Below are 19,803 nucleotides of genomic sequence, written 5' to 3'. Positions count from 1 at the left end.
TTCTTAGCCCTCATCCAGGATTGCCGGGACCTTGAAGCGGCCTTCGTACGCGTCCGGGGCGCCGGAGAGTGCCTGCTCGGCGGTGAAAGTGTGGCCCACGACGTCCTCACGGAACACATTCGTCAGCGGGATCGGATGGGACGTGGCCGGGACGTCATCACCGGCGGCTTCACTGACGGATTTCACTGAATCGACGATGACGGCGAGTTCCCCGGCCATCCGGTCCAGCTCTTCAGCACTCATCTCGATGTGCGCGAGACGCGCGAGATGCGCGACGTCGTCGCGGTTGATCGCAGCCATGGATCTCCCCTGCAGGTTCGGATTATTTTCCGTCCCAGTCTACGTGGGTTCGCATGCCGCCGCCGTCCGCCGGATCCCCAACCAACGCGGGGTCAGCTACGGCCCATCCGGAGGTCCGGAATGGGCCGTAGCTGACCCCGCGTTGGTGGTGGTGGTGGGGCTGGTCAGCCGATGCCGATGGCTCCGGTGAGCACCCCGACGGCGAGCATGACCAGGGACACGACGGCGGTGCGCCAGAGGACCTTTTTGTGGTGGTCACCCAGGTCCACCTTGGCGAGCGAGACCAGGAGCAGGATCGCCGGGACCAGGGGGCTCTGCAGGTGGAAGGGCTGGCCGGTGATGGAGGCGCGTGCCATGTCCGCGGCGCTGATGCCGTAGTGGGCGGCGGTTTCGCTGAGCACCGGGAGGACACCGAAGTAGAAGGCGTCGTTGCTCATGAAGAACGTCATCGGGATGCTCAGCACGCCGGTGATGACGGCCATGAACGGGCCCATGTCCGCGGGGATGATCGCCACGAGCCATTCGGACATGGCCTTGACCATGCCGGTGCCGTTCAGGACGCCGGTGAGGACCGCGGCGGCCATGACCATGCTGACCACGGCGACGATCGAGGGTGCGTGCGCCACAAGCTGGGCGCCCTGGTCCTTGACCTTCGGGAAGTTGACCAGCAGGGCGATGGCGGAACCCACCATAAAGACGAAGGGCAGCGGCACGAGGTCGGCAACCAGCAGGGCCATGATGGCCACGGTCAGGCCCAGGTTGAACCACTGCAGCTTGGGCCGCAGCGTGGCGCGGTTGGGGTCCAGCGCAGTGTCCGCCATGGCCGAATCGTGCTCGTCCACGAGGCCTTCGGGGCGTTCCAGGACGGCCACGGACGAGCCTCCGGCGGACGGGCTGCCGGCGGCGGCAGCTCCCCCGGCAGGGCCGGATCCCGTGCGGCCGGAACCGAAGCGGCCGGTGCCGCTGCCGGCAGGGGAGGTGCCGCCGTCGAACGTGTCAGCAGAATCCCAGATTTCCGGGGCGGTGGCGCGGAGCCGGTTGCGCTCCTGCAGGCCCAGCAGCCAGGCGAAGACGAACACGACCACCAGGCCGGCGATCAGCGACGGGATCATCGGGACGAACACGTCCGAGACGCTGAGGTTGAGGGCGGAGGCGGCGCGGGCGGTGGGCCCGCCCCAGGGCAGGATGTTCATGGTGCCGTTGGCCAGGCCGGCGACACAGGTCAGGACCACCGGGCTCATCTTCAGGCGGAGGTAGACCGGCAGCATGGCCGCGGTGGTCAGGATGAAGGTGGTGGAGCCGTCACCGTCCAGGGAGACCGCGGCGGCGAGGACCGCGGTGCCGAGCACCACCTTGGCGGGGTCGTTGCCGAGCTTGCGCAGGATGAACCGGACCAGCGGGTCGAAGAGCCCGACGTCGATCATCAGGCCGAAGTAGATGATGGCGAACATCAGCAGCGCGGCGGTGGACGTCATGGACTTCATCGAGTCGAGCACCATGTCGCCGATGCCCAGACCGGCGCCGGCGAAGAGTCCGAAGACGGTGGGGACGATAATGAGCGCCAGAACCGGCGTCAGCTTCTTCGTCATGATCAGCACCATGAACACCGCAATCATGGCGAATCCTAGTAATACCAGCACGGCCGGCTCCTTCTTCATTGAATCGCACCACCCCGGTGTGATGCGTACAACAGACGTTAGAGTGGCGCCCGTCACGGCTGGGCCTTTGCCTCATTTGATTGGCATACTGCTTATTGGAAGCATTTTGCTCATTTTGCTCACACGCCCTGGCGGGCCCTCAGGAAGGCCCGCCGCACTTGACCGGAACAAAGGGAGGACCGCGATGAAGGGAACATCCCGCCGGACTCCCCTGCGCTTCTCCACCCAGACCCTGCTGCTCCAGCTGGGAGTCGTGGCGCTGGTGGTGCTCCTGACGAGCGCCGTCCACGTCTGGCTCACCTACGAGCGGCTGGGTCGCGAGGCGGAGAACCAGGCGCTGACGCTGGCCCGGACCGTGGCCTCGGACCCGGAGGTGCGGGCGGAAGTGCAGCAGATCAGCGCCCGGCCCGGCACTCCCCCGGCCGCCGAACTGCTGGGCGGGCCGCTGATGGCCGCCGCCGAGGGCGCCCGCACCCGCACCGGCGCCCTGTTCGTGGTCATCACCGACGAAACCGGCCTGCGCCTGGCACACCCCGACGCCGAGCGGCTCGGCGAACGGGTCAGCACCGACCCGTCCGAGGCGCTGGCCGGCAAGGAAGTCACCACCCGGAACACGGGAACCCTGGGCCCCTCCGCCGGGGCGAAGGTCCCGGTGTACGCCCCGGACTCGGGCACCGTGGTGGGCGAGGTCAGTGTGGGCTACTCCACCGAAACCATCGGCCAGAGCCTGGCCCGGGACGTCGTCCCGATCGCCCTGACCGCCGCCGGCGCCCTGGTGGTCGGCGTCCTGGCCTCCTTCCTGCTCCGGCGCCGGCTCCAGCGGCTGACGCTGGGGCTGGAACCGGAGGAAATCAGCACCCTGGTCCACGACCAGGTGGCGGTCCTGCAGGGCGTCGACGACGGCGTGATCGGCGTCGGTCGCCGCCGACGGCAGGATCAGCGTCTTCAACGCCGCCGCCCGGCGACTGCTCGGACAGCCCGACCTCACCGGAACACCGTGGGCCGACGCCCCGGTGCCGGCGCAGCTGCCCGCCCTGACCCGGGCCGACGCCGCGGAGGGCGACGCGGTGGAACTTGTCGCCGGCGGCCGGGTCCTGGTGGCAAGCGCACGCAAGGCCCTGCACGGCCGGGAGGACCTGGGCTGGGTGGTCATGCTGCGGGACCGGACCGAACTCCAGCAGCTGACCCGGCAGCTCGACGCCGTGGGGACGATGTCCGCGGCGCTCCGGGCCCAGCGGCACGAGTTCGCCAACCAGCTCCACACCATCGCGGGCTTTATGAGCATCGGCCAGCACGAGCAGGCCCGCGACTACCTGGCCAGGCTGGCCGCCACCGGACCGCTGACGTTCCCGGTGGACCAGGCGGAGCTGCTCCAGGACCCCTACCTGCAGGCCTTCCTCGGTGCCAAGGGCGTCGAGGCGGACGAGCGCGGCGTGACGCTGCGCCTCGGCCCGGAAACCCTGGTCCGCGGCCAGGTCACCGAGCCGCAGGACGTCACCACGGTCCTGGGCAACCTGATCGACAACGCGGTGAACGCCGCCGTCGCAGGCTCGGCCGCGGACCGCTGGGTCGAGGTGGAGGTGCTCGACGGTCCCGGCACCGGAACGGATCGGGGCACGCTGCATATCGTCGTCGGGGACTCCGGCGATGGCCTGCCTGCCGCCGGGGCGGGCGGACCCGACGCCGACGCGGTCTTCGCGGAAGGATTCACGACCTCGGAACGCCCGGCCCGGGCGGGCGCAGGCCAGGGCCTGGGCCTGGCGCTGGCCCGCCAGCTGGCGCGCCGCCGCGGCGGGGACGTCCGCGTGCTGGACCCGGGCTCCCCCGGCGGCCCCGGCGCGGTGTTTATGGCGACCCTGCCGGGGACGACACAGCCAAACGAAAGGGACAACGATGTCTGAGTACTTCAGGGTGTTGATTGTGGATGACGATTTCCACGTCGCCAAGCTGCATGCGGCCTATGTGGACTCGGTGGCAGGATTTCTGGCGCTGCCCCCGGCCGGGTCGGCGTCGCTGGCGCTGCAGGCCATCCACAGCCTGCGCCCTGACCTGGTGCTGCTGGATGTCTACCTGCCGGACGCTTCCGGCCTGGACCTGCTGCGCCAGCTGGACGTGGACACCATGATCCTCAGCGCCGCCTCGGACACTGCCTCGCTCCGGCTGGCCTTCCGGCGGGGGGCGCTGGGCTATCTGCTGAAGCCGTTCACGGCCGAATCGCTGTCCCAGCTGCTGCGCTCCTATGCGCGCTACCGGCGGATCCTGGCCCAGCCGGGAAACGTCAGCCAGGACACGGTGGAGCGGGCCAAACGCGCGCTCATCCCGGGGGACGTCATTGCCTCGGCCAGGCCGCGGTCCGCCACCGAGGCCGCCGTACTGGAGTCCCTGAAACCGGGCGAGCAGTATTCGGCGGCCGAGGTGGCCGCCCGGGTGGGCGTTTCCCGGGCCACCGCCCAGCGGTACCTCTCGGCGCTCGCCGACGACGGGGCCGTCGATATCCAGCTGCGCTACGGCACCACCGGGAGGCCCGAGCACCGCTACGGCCTCCCGCCGGCCGCAACCGCCTGACCCCCCTCCTCCAAGCAACGCGGGGTCACCTACCGCCCATCCGGGAGCCCGGATGGGCCGGAGGTGACCCCGCGTTGTGGTTAGCCGGCGCTTTTCTGGGCCACGAGTTCGATTTCCACCAGCATCTTGGGATCCAGGAACGGGAGCACGTGCACCAGGGCCAGGCTGGGGCGGATCTCGCCGAAGATTTCGCCGTGGGCGCGTCCGGCCTCCTCCCACTGGCTGATGTCCGTCAGGTACAGCTTGGACTGCACCACGTCCTCGTATCCGAAGCCGGCGTCGGCGTCGGCGTCGGCGAGCACGGTGCCGAGCTTGTCCAGGATGTAGCGGGTCTGGGCGTAGAAGTCCGCACCGACGACGCCGTCCTCGCCGCTGGCGGCGGTCGCGGAGATGTAGAGCGTGTTGTCGACCTGGACGGCCCGGGAGTAGCCGACCTTCTGTTCCCAGACGGAACCGGTGCCGAACGTTTTGCGCATGGAGGTGCCTTTCGCAGTGGGGTGGAGTCGGCACCACTTTAGGTCGGCGTGCGCCGCCGCGGGTAAACCGGCGGGAATGTGTCGGCCCCCGGCTGCCGCTCCGTCATCCCGGCTGCCACTCTGCCCCACCCAACAGACAACGCGGGGTCATTTACGGCCCATCCGGTCACCCCGGATGGGCCGTAAATGACCCCGCGTTGTCTGTTGGGGCTAGGTGGTGATGTCCCCGCGCTTGCGGAAGGCGTTGCTGCGGGCGTGCTCGTGGACGCGGCTCATGGCCTCGATCTGGGAGCGGGCATCGGCGCCGAGGGCCGTGAAGGTGGCCGGGTCGAGCCCGAGCTCGGGGGCAAGCTCCTCCAGGGTCTGCCAGCCGCCGAGTTTGCCCAGGATCGCGGCACGCATCAGCTCGGCTTCCAGCACCATGGTCATCGGGGACCGGCTCACGATGCGCCCGTTCAGTTTCAGCCGGCCGGCGTGCTCGGCCAGCCAGGCGGCGGCCTGGCGGTGCGGGCGCTGGCGCACGCCCAGGTCGCGGAGCAGGGTTACGAGCTGGTCCCGTTCCCGGGTGATTTCCGCGCTGACCCGGGCCAGGTCGGCGGACACCGGGGTGTCCGCGAATGCCCCGGCCATGCGCTGGATCCGGGAGACGCCGGCGGTGGCGCCGGTCAGGTGGTCCGAGAGGTACAGACCGAGGAGCTTGTCGTCGATTGAGCCGGGGATGTGCGGTGCCATGGTTCCTCCAGGTTGCCTGTGCCTGAGCGCGGATCGATTGTCCCAAACCCTACCGCACGGACGCGGAGGCCCCGCGTTCCTGCAGCCCCGGTGGCTGCCCTCCGGGGGCTACAGCTCCTGGCGGTAAACCAGCAGTTTGATGTCGGTGTCCGGCACCACCCAGTCGCGCTCGGGGGCCCGCTGGAATCCGGTTTTGAGATAGAGTCCGTGGGCGCTTTCCCAGGTCAGTCCCGTGGTCAACGCCACGGCATGGATCCCGGGCAGCGACCGGGCATGGTCAAGGATGGCGTGCACCATGGCCTTGCCGGCGCCGCTGCGCTGGACGGCCGGGTCCACCACCAGCATCCGGAATTCCAGCTCGTCGCTGCGGGCGATGTCCGCGTAGGGTTCGCCGGCGACGGCCAGGGTCACGGAGCCGACGACGCGGCCCGCGCGTTCGGCCACCCAGATGGTGGCCTTCGCGGCCCGGCGGGCCACGTCCTGGATCTGCCGCATGTAGGGGTGGTCGGCGCTCTCAAAGTAGCCGGCGGCCAGGTAGGCGTCCCGGGTGATGCGCGCGACGGCGTCGTAGTCGGCCGGAACGGCGGGGCGAATGATGATCTGGGGATGCACCTGTCCATGCTACGGGCGGGCGCGCCGGCGGGGCCGCGGAACGGCCGTTTCCGTGACTGAACTATCAGAACGGCGCCCAGACTGGCGCGGCGTCCACGGCCGCTTTCACAGCGGGAATTTGCCCGAGAGCTCCAGCGTCCCGGCGCAGGTCCAGGCGGCGAGGCGTTCGTCGTCGGAGGGGCCGCCGGCCAGCGGGCTGGTCAGCCGCGGACGGCGGACCCAGCAGCCGGCTTCTTCGGCGATCAGTGCGCCGGCGGCGAAGTCGTGTTCGTTGAGGCCGCGTTCGCCGTAGGCGTCGTGGGTGCCGTCCGCCACGAGGCAGAGGTCCAGGGCCGCGGAGCCGAGGCGGCGGACGTCGGCGAAGCCGTCCATGATGCTGCCCAGCCCGGCGGCCTGTTCGGCCCGGACGGCCGGGTCGTAGCTGAAGCCGGTGGCGAGGATCTGGCCGGTGCGGCCCGCGACCGGTCCGGTCAGCGGCGTCAGCCGGCCCGCTTCCTCGAGCCATGCCCCCTGCCCGCGGAGCGCGTAGTAGGTCCGGCGCAGGGCGGGGGCGTTGACGACGCCGGCCAGCCAGACGCCGTCGGGATCCGCTACGGCCACGGAGGTGCCGTAGTAGACGATGTTGCGGATGAAGTTGGTGGTCCCGTCGAGCGGGTCGATGGACCAGCGGTAGCCGCTGGGCGTCGCCGGGAGGACGGTGCCGCCTTCCTCTCCGGTGATGATGTCGAACGGCCTCGCCGCGGTGATAACATCCCGGACGGCGGTTTCCGCTGCGAGGTCGAAGGCTGTGACCCAGTCCCCGGAGTCGCCCTTGTTGCTGACGTCCAGCTCGGCGGCGTTCCGGCCGGCCAGGACGGCAGCACCGGCCGCTGCTGCCCGCCGGGCGAGTTCCAGCAGCGCGGCCGGGAGTCCGGCGGTCAGGTCAGGGGCGTTGGTGCTCATTCGGTCACAACTTCCTGGTGGTCCTCTTCGGCATCCTCACGCGCGCCGTCGCCGGCGTCGTCCCGGTCTTCGGCGTCCCCTGGCCGGACGGGACCTCCCGCTGAGGCGGCCGGGGCACCGTCGGCGGTGCCGTTGGCCAGCAGTGCGCGGAAGCCGTCCTCATCCAGGACCGGCACGCCGAGCTGTTCGGCCTTGTCCAGCTTGGTGCCCGCGTTTTCGCCGGCGACGACGTAGTCGGTCTTCTTCGAGACCGAGCCCGAGGCCTTGCCGCCGCGGACCAGGATGGCTTCCTTGGCCTCGTCCCGGCTGAAGCCCTCCAGGCTGCCGGTCACCACAATGGTCAGTCCTTCCAGGGTCCGGGGCATGGACTCGTCGCGGTCGTCCTTCATCCGCACGCCGTCGGCCGCCCAGGTGTCCGCGATCTCGCGGTGCCAGTCCTCGGTGAACCATTCGGTCAGGGCGGCCGCGATCACCGGGCCGACGCCGTCGACGTGGGCGAGCTCCTCTTCGGAGGCCTGCCGGATGGCGTCCATGCTGCCGAACGCCGTCGCGAGGGCCCGGGAGGCCCGCGGGCCGACGTGCCGGATTGACAGCGCCACCAGGACTCGCCAGAGCGGCTGGGTCTTGGCCTTCTCGAGCTCGCGGAACAGCTTCTCCGTGGTGGCGGTGGGCTTGGACGGCGTCTTCGCGGTGCCCTTGCTGTAGAAGTACGGCACCAGCTCAAACTCGCCGGTCGCGATGCCCTTGGACCGCTTTTCCCGCCGGATGCGAACGTCGGCCAGGTCTTCGGGCTTGAGCCGGAACAGGTTTGCCTCGGTGGTCAGCGGCGGCGTTTCCGGCTCGGCCGGCTGGGTCAGTGCGATCGCGGCTTCCCAGCCGAGAGCCTCGATGTCGAAGGCCCCGCGGCCGGCGAGGTGGAACACCCGTTCGCGCAGCTGCGCCGGGCAGGAGCGGGAGTTGGGGCAGCGGATATCCACGTCCCCCTCCTTGGCCGGCGCCAGCGGGGTGCCGCAGGCCGGGCATTCGGTGGGCATCACAAAGTCCCGGACCGGAGGGTCCTGCTGCTCGCGGAGGGCCAGGACCGGCCCCACAATTTCCGGGATGACGTCCCCGGCCTTGCGCAGCACCACGATGTCGCCGATCTTGACGCCTTTGGCCTTCACGACCTCCTGGTTGTGCAGGGTGGCCATCTCCACGGTGGATCCCGCGACCTTGACGGGCTCCATCACGCCGTACGGGGTGACGCGGCCGGTGCGGCCGACGTTGACCGCGATGTCCAGCAGTTTGGTGTGGACTTCCTCGGGCGGGTATTTGTAGGCGACGGCCCAGCGCGGAACCCGGCTGGTGTAGCCGAGCGCGCGCTGGGTGGCGAAGTCGTCGATCTTGACGACGATGCCGTCGATTTCGTGGCTGAGGCTGTGGCGTTTGTCGCCGTAGCGGGTGATGAATTCCAGCACGTTCTTGAGCCCGGGCAGGACCTCGAAGTACGGGCTGGTGGGCAGCCCCCACGCGGCGAGCTGCCGGTAGGTGTCCGACTGGCTGAGCGTGTCGAGTCCTTCGCGGGCGCCGATGCCGTGCACATACATCCGCAGCGGGCGCTTGGCGGTTTCCGCGGGGTCCTTCTGGCGCAGCGAGCCGGCGGCGGCGTTGCGGGGGTTGGCCAGCGGCGCCTTGCCGGCCTCGATCAGCGCCGCGTTGAATTCGGCGAAGGCCTTGGACGGGATGAAGACCTCGCCGCGGACTTCCATCTCCGCCGGGAAGCCGGCCCCGCTGAGCTGCTGCGGGATCTCCTTGATGGTGAGGACGTTGTGGGTGATGTCCTCCCCCGTGGTGCCGTCGCCGCGGGTGGCGGCCCGGATCAGCACGCCGTCGCGGTAGAGCAGGTTGACGGCGAGGCCGTCGATCTTGAGTTCGGTGAGCCAGGCCGGTGTCCCGTTGCCGAGTTTGGCGATGTTGGCTTCGGCCTTGGCGATCCAGGCCTCCAGCTCCTCGAGGGAAAAGACGTCCTCGAGACTGTACATGCGCTGCAGATGTTCGACGGCGGCGAAGGCGGCGGACACTTCGCCGCCGACTTCCTGGGTCGGGGAATCGTTGGCCACCAGCTCCGGATGCATGGCCTCGATGGTTTCCAGCCGCCGGTAGAGTTCGTCGAACTCGGCGTCCGAAATGATCGGCGCGTCCTCCTGGTAGTACGCGAAGCGGTGCTTCCGGACCTCCTCGACCAGGAACTCGTACTCTTCGCGCACGGCCCCGGAGGGGGTTGTTTCGGCTTCTGCTGCAGTATTCCCTGTGCTCACAGACCTATCCTGCCCTAGATGACCGACATTGTCCGGTCGGAATTACCGGGCGCGCTGCCGCCCAAACGGCAGGGTCTCAGCACACACGGCCGGGACGGGGGCAGGTGTTGATCGTGGCTTCGAGGCGGCCCATGCCGACCTGCACGAGGGTGCCGAACTCGGCGAGCGTCTCGGTGGCAGCGGAGGTGGTGGTGCCGAAGCCGGCGTAGTCGACGATGAGGTCCAGGTCCTTGTCCTTGAACGCCTCGATCGAGTCGGCGACGCCGCTCAGCCCGATCTCGCCGGCGAGCTTCCGCGCCTCGGGATTGACCTCGGCGCCGTACACCTCAGCGCCGGCCAGTACGGCCACGCGGGCGCCGATGTATCCGAGTCCGCCGAGTCCGATCACGCCGGCCTTCATGCCGGCCTTGGCACCGCCGACGGCCACGATGGCGTGGTAGGAGGTGAGGCCGGCATCAGTGGCCGCTGTGCTCACCGTTTCGCGGGCGGCCGGTTCTCCCGCAGGCCCATGGCGGCGGCGAGAATGGCGGCCGCGGCAGCCGATGCCGCCATGGCGTAGGCCATCGCCGTGTAGCCGCCGAGCCAGGCTGCCAGCAGGGGGCCTGCGGCCGGGGCGATGGCGGTGACGGCTGTCAGCGGGGCCGCGAAGACTCCCTGCAGGGTGCCCAGGTTCCGGGTTCCCCAGCGATCCCCGACAATCGTGGCCTGCAGCAGGGTCTGGCACCCGCGGACGGCACCGGCGAGCATTCCCGCCGCGGCCAAGACCGGGACCCGGCCGGGCAGGGCTGCCAGCAAAAGGAGGGCCAAGGCTGCCGTTGCGGTGATGACCGGTAGCCGGGCACCGGACGGTATGGCGGCGAACAGCAGCCGGCCGCCGACCTGTCCGGCGCCGACAAGCCCGAGCCCGAGCGCGGCGGTGGCATAGTCGGCTCCCTTCTCCACGAGCAGCGGGATGATGTTCAGCGTCACGGTGTACAGGCCGAGACAAAGGAGGACCATAAGCGCCTGCAGGGCGAGGAATTCCGGGCTCCGCCGGACCTCACGCGTCATCGCGGGGCCGTCAGCCACCCGGGTGCCGGGGACGGCCGGGGCCCAGCTCCGGTTGAGGTAGCGGGCGTGCAGCGGCACGGTGATGAGTCCCATGACACCGGCGAGGATGAGGAAGGCGCCTCTCCAGCCGAACGCGAAGGTCAAAGCGGCGGTGACGGGGGCGAAGATGGTGGACGCGAACCCGGCGACGAGGGTGAGGACGGTCAGGGGCCGGACGCGGGCGGCTCCGTACCAGCGGCTGATCACCGTGAAGGCGGGCTGGTACAGCACGGCGGCCTGCGCGGTGCCGGCCAGCAGCCAGGCCGCAAAGAACAGGGGCAGGTTCGGTGCCAGCGCCACCATGACCAGGGCCAGCACTCCGACAAGGGATCCGCCGATCATCAGCGTGCGCGGCCCGGTCCGATCGAGGATCCTGCCGACGGAGATTCCGGCCGCTGCGGACACCAGCAGTCCGGCGGAAAAGGCTCCGGTCACGAGGGCCGGGTCCCAGCCGGTGTCGGCGCTGATCGGGCGGACCGCCGTGATCAACGCGTAATAGAGCACGCCCCACCCGGTCGTCTGGGTGATGCACAGCGCGGCGAGGCCGCCGCGCGGTGCACCCTCTGCGGCGAGGATCCGGGTGGGGACGGGCACGGGCAAGGTCAGCTCCCGGTGAGCTCCGCGTACAGCTTCCGGACCCGGGCCTTGATGTCATCCCGGACCAGGCGCATACGTTCCATCCCTTCGATGCCGCGTTCGGAGGGCTCGTCCGTGTTCCAGATCTCGAGCCGCTTGCCCTCCGGGGCTTCGACTTTGGCCTCGTTGCCCAGGACGACCACGACGTCGGCTGCGTTCAGCACGTCGTCGGTGACGGGTTTGGGGTGTTCGCCGGTGATGTCGATGCCGAGTTCCGCCAGCGAGTCCACGGACTGGGGGTTCAGCGATGTACCGGGTTTCGTCCCGGCGGAGTGCACCGTGACCGTCCCGTTTGCGAGCTGGTTCATGAGTCCGGCGGCGAGCTGGGACTTCCCGCCGTTCTTGCTGCAGACGAACAGGACGCTGGGCTTTTTCGTGGTCTCGGTCATGGGTTTGATTCTTTCTTGTCTGAGCCGGGGGTGCTTAGTAGTGATGCTGCCAGTGCCTTGACCCGGTCGTGGAGCTCGTCGCGGATGATCCGCACGGCAGCAACGGGCAGGCCGGCCGGGTCTGCAAGTTCCCAGTCCTCGTAGCGTTTGCCGGGGTAGATCGGGCAGGAGTCGCCGCAGCCCATCGTGATCACCACGTCGGCGGCGCGTACGACGTCGTCGGTGAGCGGCTTGGGATAGTCCTTGGTCAGGTCCAGGCCCATTTCGGACATCGCCGCGACGACGGCGGGGTCCAGTTCGGCGGCTGGCAGCGAGCCGGCGGACCGGACTCGGATCCTGCCCTTGGCCTCGACGGTGAGCAGTGCCGCGGCCATCTGGGACCGGCCTGCGTTCTGCACGCAGACGAACAGCACTTCGGGGACCTCGGAGGCGACGGCGCCCTTGGATTTGGCCAGCGCAGCGAGTCGGTCGTTGGCGAAGTGCTCGGTGGTGGAGGGCAGGTACGTGCTGATTTTCGCGGTCCGGGCCAGGGCGGTGTAGGACTCGAAGACGTAGCGTTCGACCGTCTCGGCGGCGAACACGCCGGCAAAGCGGTCTGCCAGGCGGGCGCTGATCCGGTGCAGTAGTTCGGTGTTGTCCTGTAGTCCCAGGCCGTGTTCGGGGTGGTCAGTCATGTCAGCTCTCCAGTGTGTTCAGTCGAAGAAAAAGCAGGGAACGGGCTCAGTTCCCGCCGGAGCGGCCGTGGGCCAGGCCGGTGGGGAACCCGACAAGGACCGGTTCGGGCGCTCCGCAGCAGCCGCCGGAGGTTTCGGCCACAAACGCTGCGGTTGCGGCCGCGGGGACGTCGCAGCTGGTGCCGATGTCGGAGGAGCAGACGCCGGTTTCGGGGAGTTCGAGCTGGACGGTGTCGGCGGCTTCACGGTCTCCGGCCAGCGCGGCCGCGACGGAGCGGACCTGCTCGTAGCCGGTGGCGAGCAGGAAGGTCGGGGCCCGGCCGTAGGACTTCATGCCGACGATGTAGAAGTCCTGCTCCGGGTGGGCCAGCATCCCGGCTCCGTGTGGTTCGACGGTGCCGCAGGAGTGGAATTCCGGGTCGATCAGCGGCCCGAGCTCACGCGGGGCCTCGACGCCGGGGTCCAGTTCGAGCCGGAGTTCCCGGAGGATGTCCAGGTCGGGGCGGAAGCCGGTGGCCGGGACCACAACGTCGGCTTCGAGGGTGCGGCCGTCCGTGGAGGTCACGGTGACGGCGCCGGCGGCCGCGGCGAGGGCGGCGATCCCGAAGCCGGTGTGCAGTTCCACGGCGCCGGACTCGACGAGGCTGCGGAGCCGGCTGCCCAGCTGTCCGCGGGCGGCCAGCCCGTCGGCGTCGCCGCCGCCGTAGACCTTGGCAGCGGAGGCGCCGCGGATCGCCCACACGATCCTCGTCCCGGGCACCTGATCCGCGAGCTCGGAAAGGTTGATCAGGGTGTTGGCAGCCGAGTGGCCGGCGCCGACCACAAGCGCCGTGCGGCCCTCGAACGTCTCGCGGTCCCGGCCCAGGACGTCCGGCAGCGGCGAGGAAATCCTGTCGGCTGCGGCGGCTTCGCCAAGGGCGGGAAGCCCGGAGGTTCCGAGCGGGTTGCGGGTGGACCAGGTGCCTGACGCGTCGATGACACCGGCGGCCTGGTGGTCGCGGACTTCGCCGTCGGCGTGTTCGACCCGGACCACGAAGGGTGTGGTGTTGCGGTGGCGGCTGTGGGTCTTGTCCATGCCCAACCGGGTGACGGCGATGACGCGGGCGCCGGTGTGCAGGCGGGACGCGATCGCCGGGAGGGCAGCCAGGGGTGTGAGGTACCGGTCGATGAGTTCGCCGCCGATGGGCAGCGCCGTCGGCTCCGGGGATTCCCAGCCGGTGGCGGCGAGCGCGCGGACCGCGGCGGCGTCGGTGTTGTACTGCCACGGGGAGAAGAGCCGGATGTGGCGCCACTGTTCGATTGCCGCGGCCGCGGCAGGGCCTGCCTCCAGGATCAGCGGCTCGATGCCGCGTTCGAGCAGGTGCGCTGCGGCGGCGAGGCCGACGGGGCCCGCTCCGATGACAGCTACGGGAAGCGTGGTGGTTACAGCCATGGTGTCCTCTGTTTCATCCGGTGGTGTGGCGGTTTCTAAGGGGCGTGTCTCCTCTGTCCGCACGGGTCAGGAGTGGGTTGGTTCCTCGACGAGGGCGGTGGCGATGCTGTCGGCGTCCTCGAGTGCGGCGAGGTAGCGTTCGGCGTCGAGCGCGGCGGCGCAGCCCGTGCCTGCGGCGGTGATGGCCTGGCGGTAGCGGTGGTCCACGGCGTCCCCGCACGCGAAGACACCGGAGAGGTTGGTGACCGTGGTGGGCGAGTCGACCTTGATGTAGCCCTCGGCGTCCAGGTTCACCTGGCCGTGCAGCAGTTCGGTGCGCGGCACGTGGCCGATCGCGACGAAGATGCCGGTGGCGCCGTGTTCCCGGGTTTCGCCGGTGCGCGTGTCGGTCAGGGTGACGCCGGTGACCTTGGCGTCGCCGTGGATGGCGGTAACGGCGGAGTTCCACGCGAAGCTGATCTTGGGGTTGTCCTTGGCCCGCTGCGCCATGATCCGGGAGGCGCGGAGCTCGCCCTTGCGGACCACCACGGTGACGGTTTTCCCGAAGCGGGTCAGGAAGGTCGCTTCCTCCATGGCCGAATCGCCGCCGCCGACGACGATGATGTCCTGGTCGCGGAAGAAGAACCCGTCGCAGGTCGCACACCAGGAAAGCCCGTGGCCGCTGAACTTCTTCTCCTCGGGCAGGCCGAGCTCCTTGTAGGCGGAGCCGGTGGCGAGGATGACCGCGGGAGCTTCGTGCGTCTCGCCGGCGGCCGTGACCACACGCTTGAGGTGGCCGGTCAGCGTCACGTCGGTGACGTCGTCGAACACCACCTGCGCGCCGAATTTCTCGGCCTGCTGCTGGAGGCCGTCCATCAGCTCCGGGCCCTGGACGCCTGCGGGGAATCCGGGGAAGTTTTCCACCTCGGTGGTGTTCATCAGGGCGCCACCCGCGGTGACCGCCCCGGCGATGACGAGCGGCTTCAGGCCGGCCCGGGCGGCGTAGATCGCGGCGGTGTAGCCGGCGGGGCCGGACCCGATGATGATCAGCTGTTGAGTTTTTCCGGTGTCAGCGCCCATGGTTGCGCTCCTACTTTGCGGCGGGGACGAGGGAGGCGATCAGGTCCTCGATGCGGGCCCTGATGTCATCGCGGATCGGACGGACGGACTCGACGCCCTGGCCGGCCGGGTCTTCGAGTTCCCAGTCCTCGTAGCGCTTGCCGGGGAAGATCGGGCAGGTGTCGCCGCAGCCCATGGTGATCACGACGTCGGATTCCTTCACGGCCTCGGTGGTGAGGATCTTGGGGATCTCGGCGGACATGTCGATGCCAAGTTCGGCCATGGCCTCTACGGCGGCCGGGTTGACCTTCGCGGCGGGCTGGGAACCGGCGGAGCGGACCTCGATGGCGCCCCTGGACAGGGTGGTGAGGAAGGCAGCGGCCATCTGGGAGCGGCCGGCGTTGTGGACGCAGACGAACAGGACGGAGGGCTTCTTGGCGGTTTCGGTGCTCACGGGGTTTCTCCTGGAATCAGTTAGGTGATGCGTCTGGTTGAGGTCGTGTGCCCGCTCTGCAACGCCCGGTGACATTGATGATGATCGATACAGAGAGTATCGGGCAATAGATTGATGGTTGTCAATATTGTGATATCGGCGGGTCAGGCAGCGAGCACCCGCGGTGCGAGGTCGTTGATGCGGCGGGCGATGTCACTGAAGGCCTGCTCGAAGGCTTCCCCGGTGCCCAGGCGCAGCGGATCCGGCACCGACCAGTGCACGCCGCCCAGTCCGGCCAGTTCCTCATGGGCGTTATCGCACACGGTCACCATCAGGTCCCCCTCCGCCGCCGCGAGGTCCAGCCGGCGGGGAGGAACGTCGGCGAGGTCCGTACCGTGGCGGCGGGCAACCTCGATGGCCCCCCGCGCAATGCGGTCGGCGGGATGGGTTCCCGCCGACCCGGACGGGATATCGCTGACCTGCCGCCAGAGCGCGGCGGCCAGCTGGGAGCGTGCGCTGTTTCGCGTGCAGACGAACAGGACGCGGCGGGCCGCGCGGCCAGCCCCGGGAATCAGGCCGTCGAGAGCGCCGGGAGCAAGCCGGATGTAGCTCCGGCGCCTGTCGGCCTCGGAGCGGTGGCGGGTTGCCAGCCCGGCCTCTTCCAATGTGCGCAGATGGTGGGACAGCAGATTTGACGGCATCCCCAGCTCGGCCTGCAGCTCCGTTGGGGAGAAATCCCCGAGGGTCAGCAGATCAACGATGCGCAGCCGCGCGGGATCGGCGAGGGCCGAGTGCTTGGCCACCCGCGCCCGAAAACCGTCCACTGTCTCAATGTTCATTGATTCAATTTTGACTGAGTTAATTCTTTCGGTCAAGCTGTTTCCATGACTTCCAACCAGCCGCCGCTGTGGCGCCGCGCCGTCGCTGAACTGCTCGGCACCAGTTTGCTCGTGACCATCGTCGTCGGCTCCGGGATCGCCGCGCAGCAGCTCTCCCCCGGTGACATCGGCCTGCAGCTTCTGCAGAACAGCACCGCCACGGTGTTGGGCCTGACGGTGCTGATCCTGGTGCTCGGGCCCGTCAGCGGCGCGCATTTCAACCCCGCGGTGTCCCTGGCCGACTGGGTCCTGGGCCGACGCAGCGGCACCGGGCTGACGCTGCCGGAGCTCGGCACCTATGTGGTTGCCCAGACCGCGGGCGCGGTCGGCGGCAGCGTGGTCGCGAACGCCATGTTCGAGGTGGGCACCTCCATCTCCGCCAAGGAGCGCGCCACTCCGGGCCATCTGCTCGGTGAGGTGGTCGCAACCGCAGGGCTCGTCCTGCTGATATTCGCCCTGGTCGCCACCTCCCGCGGCGCCCTCGCCGCGCCGGCGGTGGGCGCTTACATCGGGGCCGCGTACTGGTTCACGTCCTCGACGTCGTTCGCGAACCCGGCCGTGACGGTCGGCCGCATCTTCAGCGACACCTTCGCCGGCATCGCACCGGCCTCCGTTCCCGGCTTCGTTTTGGCGCAGCTGGTCGGCGCGGCAGTTGGCCTTGGCCTCCTCCTCGTCCTGTTCCCCGCCGCCGCCCGCGCCGCGGACGACGTCGTTCTCCCGCACAGTTCCGAAACAGCCGGCTCGTAGCCTCCGCCAGGGCCCCGCGGCTTAAACATTGATGATGGTCAATATCGGGGCATAATGGGTACATGAACTCGCTGCCCACACTCGAGCCGGCCACGGATGAATCCTGCTGCGCCCCGGCAGGAATGCCTGTCCTGGGCGCCGAGGAAGCGAAGCGGAAAGCCTTGGTCTTCAAGGCGCTGGCCGATCCCAACCGGCTGCGGCTGATCTCCATCGTCAAGGGCGCCGACGGCGGGGAGGCCTGCGTCTGCGACCTCACCGAACCGCTGGACCTGGGGCAGCCCACCGTGTCCCACCACCTCAAGATCCTGGTCGACGCCGGCCTGCTGCACCGCGAAAAGCGCGGCACCTGGGCGTACTATTCCCTCGTCCCCGGCGCCATCGAGCAGACAGCCGGCCTCCTGGCCTCCCTCTAAGCCAGAGTAAAGCCCCGCCGTCACAACAGGACCGCAACCAAGGAGCCACACCATGCACACCGAAGCTCCCACCTCCGAGGACCGGCTGCGTGCCATGCTGGAGAACGTTGAGGCCGCCGCCGCCAACACGCGGCAGGTGATGGACTCTCCGGGTGATGAGAATTGGGTGCAGGACGGCGAGTCGGATGCCGAGTACCTGCGGGCGATCCAACGGGACACGATCGCCAAGCTGGACGCCACCGCCAGGGACATCGAAGCACTGCTGGCCGGGCGCCTGGACGGCTAGCCGGACGGCGGGCAGGGAGCTGAGCGCGGTCAGGGCCGACAACCGCTCTTCTCCGACGGGCTCCTCGGCCAGCAGCGGAACCAGGGCGACCCGGTCCGTCAGGGTGTGCACCTTGGTGATCTGTTCGATTTCGCCCGCGGCACGGGCCCGCAGGAACGGCGTCTGCGGGTGTGCGGCGGCGATCGAGTTGTTGATGACCCAGGCCCACGGGTGAATCCCGGCCCGTTCCAGGTCGCTCTTCAACTCTTCGGCTTCGAGCACCGGTGTTGTTTCGGCCAGCGTGACGAGGACAACCTTGGTCTGCGCCGGATCCTGCAGCCGCATCAGCGGCGTCACGAAGCCCAGGGTGTCGCCGACCTGGCGGGCGATCTCCCGGTGGTACGAGCCCGTGGCGTCCAGGAGCAGCAGGGTGTGGCCGGTCGGTGCCGTGTCGATCACCACGAAGTGCCGGCGGGATTCCTGCACCACCTTGGAGAACTGCCGGAACACAGCCACCTCGTCGGTGCACGGGGACATGAGGTCCTCGGCGAGGGCCGCTCGTCCGTCATCGTCCAGGTTCCGGCCCTTGGTCTCCATCACATGGCGCCGGTATTCCTCAATGGCTGCTTCCGGATCGATGCGGGACACCGTCAGGCCGGGGATGGCCGCATCGAGTGTTTCGGTGAGGTGCGCTGCCGGATCCGTCGTGGTGAGGTGGACCGCATGCCCGCGTTTGGCCAGGGCGACCGCGATGGCCGCAGCAACGGTGGTCTTCCCGACCCCGCCCTTGCCCATGCACATCACGAGGCCGTGGCCGTCGAGCTCCACCTCGTTCACCAGCGCAGCCAGCGGGGCGTCCTCAACCTCGGGGACCATCGCGGCGTCCTCAGTGATCCCGGCGCCGGAAGTGGCCGAGAACAGGGACTCAAGCGCCGGAATGCCGACCATGTTTCCCGGCTTCAGATCCAGGACATCGCGGGGAAGGCCGGCCACCGCGCCGGGAATGGCGGCGATGGCCGAAGACTCCCTGGCGCGCAGGGCCTGCGCCAGCTCCTCGTCCCCGGCGGCTTCGGGCAGGACGCCGTTGATGACGACGTAACCGCCGCCGATGCCGATCTGGTTGAGTTCGAGGTAAGTCCGCTCAATCTCGCTCAGTGACGAAGTCTGCGCACGGCTGACCAGGACAAGACGGGTCCTTGCCGGGTCGGTGAGGGCCTGGACCGCCTGGGCGTACACCTGTTTGTGCTTCTCCAGTCCTGACATGGGGCCCAGGCAGGACGGGTCCCCCTTGCCGGCCGCCAGGAAATCGGTCCATGAGCCAGGCAGCTGCAGCAGGCGGATCGTGTGGCCTGTCGGGGCGGTATCAAAGACGACGTGGTCGTACTCCCCGTAGGAGCTGTCGTCGGTGAGCAGGTTGGTGAACTCGTCGAATGAGGCGATCTCCGTGGTGCAGGACCCCGAGAGGCTCTCGGCGATGCCGGCCAGTTCAGTCTCGGGCAGGAGTCCGCGGACGGGTCCGATGATCCGCTCCCGGTAGGCCTCGGCCGCCTGCTCCGGGTCAATCTCCAGCGCAAGGAGACCCGGAACATCCGGGATGGCCGTGACGGTGTTCCCGATGGTCAGGCCGAAGACCTGGCCGACATTGGACGCGGGGTCGGTGCTGACCAGCAGGACCCGCTTCCCGGCCCTCGCCAGGGTGAGCGCGGTGGCACACGCCACGGAGGTCTTGCCCACCCCGCCCTTGCCGGTGAAGAACAGGAACCGGGGGGCGTTTTGGAGAAACTTCACGCCGGGGTCCTAGCAGCAGCTCGTTGAGCCGCCGCAGCAGCCGCCGGACTTTTCACTCAGGCCCAGTTCCGGGCGGGACTGTGGTTCAACGGTGGCTTGGCCCAGTCCGGCGAACCCCAGCAGCTGCCCCCTGCTCGGGTAGGTGCCGGTGGCGACCGTAACGCCGTCGACGATGGTAAGCGGAAGGCCCTTTGATCCGACCAGGTGCATGAATCCGCGGACCGTCTCGTCCTGCGCGAAAGCGGTCGGCTCGCTGGCGAGGTTGTGGCGGGCAATGTCGGCCCCGAGGCCCTGGAGGTAACGCACATCCGCAGTCACCTCGACCAGGGACTGGTCCACGTCGGGGCCGCAAACACCGGTGTCACAGCAGAGGGCGGATTCGTAGATTCGGATAGCAGGCATGTGGTTCTCCTTTGGTTGCGGTTCCCCTCCAGTGTAT

General features: G+C 69.2%; 20 protein-coding genes and 1 pseudogene. 4 read left to right on the top strand and 17 right to left on the bottom strand.

The genetic code is table 11. The features are described 5' to 3' along the window. Positions 1-3 precede the first annotated feature (3 nt). A complete protein-coding gene (gene gatC / locus ASPU41_RS11820) occupies positions 4-300 on the bottom strand; it encodes an Asp-tRNA(Asn)/Glu-tRNA(Gln) amidotransferase subunit GatC (protein ID WP_056432749.1) in 297 nt (98 codons plus the stop codon). Between the two features lie 164 nt (positions 301-464). Next, the gene (locus ASPU41_RS11815) at positions 465-1,940 is read right to left on the bottom strand and encodes a CitMHS family transporter (protein ID WP_069951077.1); all 1,476 of its coding nucleotides are present in this window, start codon (positions 1,938-1,940) and stop codon (positions 465-467) included. 202 nt (positions 1,941-2,142) lie between these two features. On the opposite strand from ASPU41_RS11815, the pseudogene ASPU41_RS11810 reads away from it, so the two are divergent. Together ASPU41_RS11810 and ASPU41_RS11805 are read left to right on the top strand one after the other, a co-directional pair. Further along, a pseudogene (locus tag ASPU41_RS11810) lies at positions 2,143-3,859 on the top strand (ATP-binding protein). After that, complete coding sequence (locus ASPU41_RS11805; protein WP_069951076.1) at positions 3,852-4,523, top strand: response regulator; 672 nt, start codon at positions 3,852-3,854, stop codon at positions 4,521-4,523. Before ASPU41_RS11810 ends, ASPU41_RS11805 begins: the two are co-directional and overlap by 8 nt. A gap of 80 nt (positions 4,524-4,603) precedes the next feature. Here the strand turns inward: ASPU41_RS11805 and ASPU41_RS11800 are convergent, their stop codons facing one another. The 13 genes from ASPU41_RS11800 to ASPU41_RS11740 form a co-directional block, all read right to left on the bottom strand. Then, a complete protein-coding gene (locus ASPU41_RS11800) occupies positions 4,604-4,999 on the bottom strand; it encodes a RidA family protein (protein WP_069951075.1) in 396 nt (131 codons plus the stop codon). Positions 5,000-5,209: 210 nt separating this feature from the next. Next, positions 5,210-5,731, bottom strand: a complete 522-nt coding sequence (locus ASPU41_RS11795; protein ID WP_069951074.1) for a hypothetical protein — start codon at positions 5,729-5,731, stop codon at positions 5,210-5,212. A 108-nt stretch (positions 5,732-5,839) separates the two neighbouring features. Continuing rightward, the gene (locus ASPU41_RS11790) at positions 5,840-6,343 is read right to left on the bottom strand and encodes a GNAT family N-acetyltransferase (RefSeq protein ID WP_069951073.1); all 504 of its coding nucleotides are present in this window, start codon (positions 6,341-6,343) and stop codon (positions 5,840-5,842) included. Between the two features lie 105 nt (positions 6,344-6,448). After that, the gene (locus ASPU41_RS11785; protein ID WP_197515644.1) at positions 6,449-7,285 is read right to left on the bottom strand and encodes an inositol monophosphatase family protein; all 837 of its coding nucleotides are present in this window, start codon (positions 7,283-7,285) and stop codon (positions 6,449-6,451) included. Continuing rightward, a complete protein-coding gene (ligA, locus tag ASPU41_RS11780; protein ID WP_069951072.1) occupies positions 7,282-9,582 on the bottom strand; it encodes an NAD-dependent DNA ligase LigA in 2,301 nt (766 codons plus the stop codon). Before ligA ends, ASPU41_RS11785 begins: the two co-directional genes overlap by 4 nt. 76 nt (positions 9,583-9,658) lie before the next feature. Next, entirely contained in the window at positions 9,659-10,057 is a 399-nt protein-coding gene (locus tag ASPU41_RS11775) for a zinc-binding dehydrogenase (RefSeq protein ID WP_231941059.1), read from the bottom strand. Then, a complete protein-coding gene (locus ASPU41_RS11770) occupies positions 10,054-11,265 on the bottom strand; it encodes an MFS transporter (RefSeq protein ID WP_331712776.1) in 1,212 nt (403 codons plus the stop codon). Before ASPU41_RS11770 ends, ASPU41_RS11775 begins: the two co-directional genes overlap by 4 nt. A gap of 8 nt (positions 11,266-11,273) precedes the next feature. Further along, positions 11,274-11,696: an arsenate-mycothiol transferase ArsC gene (locus ASPU41_RS11765; RefSeq protein WP_069951071.1), complete on the bottom strand. Its 423-nt coding sequence runs from the start codon at positions 11,694-11,696 to the stop codon at positions 11,274-11,276. Further along, positions 11,693-12,370 carry an arsenate reductase ArsC gene (locus tag ASPU41_RS11760; protein WP_069951070.1) on the bottom strand — a complete coding sequence of 226 codons (678 nt, stop codon included), beginning with the start codon at positions 12,368-12,370 and terminating at the stop codon, positions 11,693-11,695. The genes ASPU41_RS11765 and ASPU41_RS11760 overlap by 4 nt, the downstream gene beginning before the upstream one ends. A gap of 46 nt (positions 12,371-12,416) precedes the next feature. Further along, a complete protein-coding gene (locus ASPU41_RS11755; RefSeq protein WP_069951069.1) occupies positions 12,417-13,802 on the bottom strand; it encodes an FAD-dependent oxidoreductase in 1,386 nt (461 codons plus the stop codon). 66 nt (positions 13,803-13,868) lie between these two features. Next, the gene (gene trxB / locus ASPU41_RS11750) at positions 13,869-14,861 is read right to left on the bottom strand and encodes a thioredoxin-disulfide reductase (RefSeq protein ID WP_069951068.1); all 993 of its coding nucleotides are present in this window, start codon (positions 14,859-14,861) and stop codon (positions 13,869-13,871) included. A 10-nt stretch (positions 14,862-14,871) separates the two neighbouring features. Continuing rightward, on the bottom strand, positions 14,872-15,294 hold the full coding sequence (locus tag ASPU41_RS11745; protein ID WP_069951067.1) for an arsenate reductase ArsC: 423 nt from the start codon (positions 15,292-15,294) through the stop codon (positions 14,872-14,874). Between the two features lie 143 nt (positions 15,295-15,437). Then, the gene (locus tag ASPU41_RS11740; RefSeq protein ID WP_069952657.1) at positions 15,438-16,112 is read right to left on the bottom strand and encodes an arsenate reductase/protein-tyrosine-phosphatase family protein; all 675 of its coding nucleotides are present in this window, start codon (positions 16,110-16,112) and stop codon (positions 15,438-15,440) included. A 45-nt stretch (positions 16,113-16,157) separates the two neighbouring features. Here ASPU41_RS11740 and ASPU41_RS11735 point away from each other — a divergent pair, with 45 nt between their 5' ends. Next, positions 16,158-16,898 (top strand): aquaporin, encoded by a 741-nt coding sequence (locus tag ASPU41_RS11735; protein ID WP_069951066.1) that lies wholly within the window; start codon positions 16,158-16,160, stop codon positions 16,896-16,898. 62 nt (positions 16,899-16,960) lie between these two features. Further along, complete coding sequence (locus ASPU41_RS22070) at positions 16,961-17,311, top strand: ArsR/SmtB family transcription factor (RefSeq protein WP_083266483.1); 351 nt, start codon at positions 16,961-16,963, stop codon at positions 17,309-17,311. On the opposite strand, the gene arsA is transcribed toward ASPU41_RS22070, so the two are convergent. Next, a complete protein-coding gene (gene arsA, locus ASPU41_RS11725; protein ID WP_157356987.1) occupies positions 17,196-19,364 on the bottom strand; it encodes an arsenical pump-driving ATPase in 2,169 nt (722 codons plus the stop codon). The genes ASPU41_RS22070 and arsA overlap by 116 nt on opposite strands. Before the next feature lie 9 nt (positions 19,365-19,373). Continuing rightward, entirely contained in the window at positions 19,374-19,766 is a 393-nt protein-coding gene (gene arsD, locus ASPU41_RS11720; RefSeq protein ID WP_069951064.1) for an arsenite efflux transporter metallochaperone ArsD, read from the bottom strand. Positions 19,767-19,803: the final 37 nt, after the last annotated feature.

It is taken from the genome of Arthrobacter sp. U41 (genome assembly GCF_001750145.1).
Taxonomy (GTDB): domain Bacteria; phylum Actinomycetota; class Actinomycetes; order Actinomycetales; family Micrococcaceae; genus Arthrobacter.
This window is presented reverse-complemented; position numbering and strand designations above follow the sequence as displayed.

Excerpts from the sequence above, each read along its gene's own strand:
- ASPU41_RS11805 (WP_069951076.1), top strand. The coding sequence starts at position 3,852 with ATGTCTGAGTACTTCAGGGTGTTGATTGTGGATGACGATTTCCACGTC.
- ASPU41_RS11795 (WP_069951074.1), bottom strand. The coding sequence starts at position 5,731 with ATGGCACCGCACATCCCCGGCTCAATCGACGACAAGCTCCTCGGTCTG.
- gatC (WP_056432749.1), bottom strand. The coding sequence starts at position 300 with ATGGCTGCGATCAACCGCGACGACGTCGCGCATCTCGCGCGTCTCGCG.
- ASPU41_RS11735 (WP_069951066.1), top strand. The coding sequence starts at position 16,158 with ATGACTTCCAACCAGCCGCCGCTGTGGCGCCGCGCCGTCGCTGAACTG.
- ASPU41_RS11755 (WP_069951069.1), bottom strand. The coding sequence starts at position 13,802 with ATGGCTGTAACCACCACGCTTCCCGTAGCTGTCATCGGAGCGGGCCCC.
- arsD (WP_069951064.1), bottom strand. The coding sequence starts at position 19,766 with ATGCCTGCTATCCGAATCTACGAATCCGCCCTCTGCTGTGACACCGGT.
- ASPU41_RS11765 (WP_069951071.1), bottom strand. The coding sequence starts at position 11,696 with ATGACCGAGACCACGAAAAAGCCCAGCGTCCTGTTCGTCTGCAGCAAG.
- ASPU41_RS11785 (WP_197515644.1), bottom strand. The coding sequence starts at position 7,285 with ATGAGCACCAACGCCCCTGACCTGACCGCCGGACTCCCGGCCGCGCTG.
- ASPU41_RS11800 (WP_069951075.1), bottom strand. The coding sequence starts at position 4,999 with ATGCGCAAAACGTTCGGCACCGGTTCCGTCTGGGAACAGAAGGTCGGC.
- ASPU41_RS11760 (WP_069951070.1), bottom strand. The coding sequence starts at position 12,370 with ATGACTGACCACCCCGAACACGGCCTGGGACTACAGGACAACACCGAA.
- ASPU41_RS22070 (WP_083266483.1), top strand. The coding sequence starts at position 16,961 with ATGAACTCGCTGCCCACACTCGAGCCGGCCACGGATGAATCCTGCTGC.
- ASPU41_RS11740 (WP_069952657.1), bottom strand. The coding sequence starts at position 16,112 with ATGAACATTGAGACAGTGGACGGTTTTCGGGCGCGGGTGGCCAAGCAC.
- trxB (WP_069951068.1), bottom strand. The coding sequence starts at position 14,861 with ATGGGCGCTGACACCGGAAAAACTCAACAGCTGATCATCATCGGGTCC.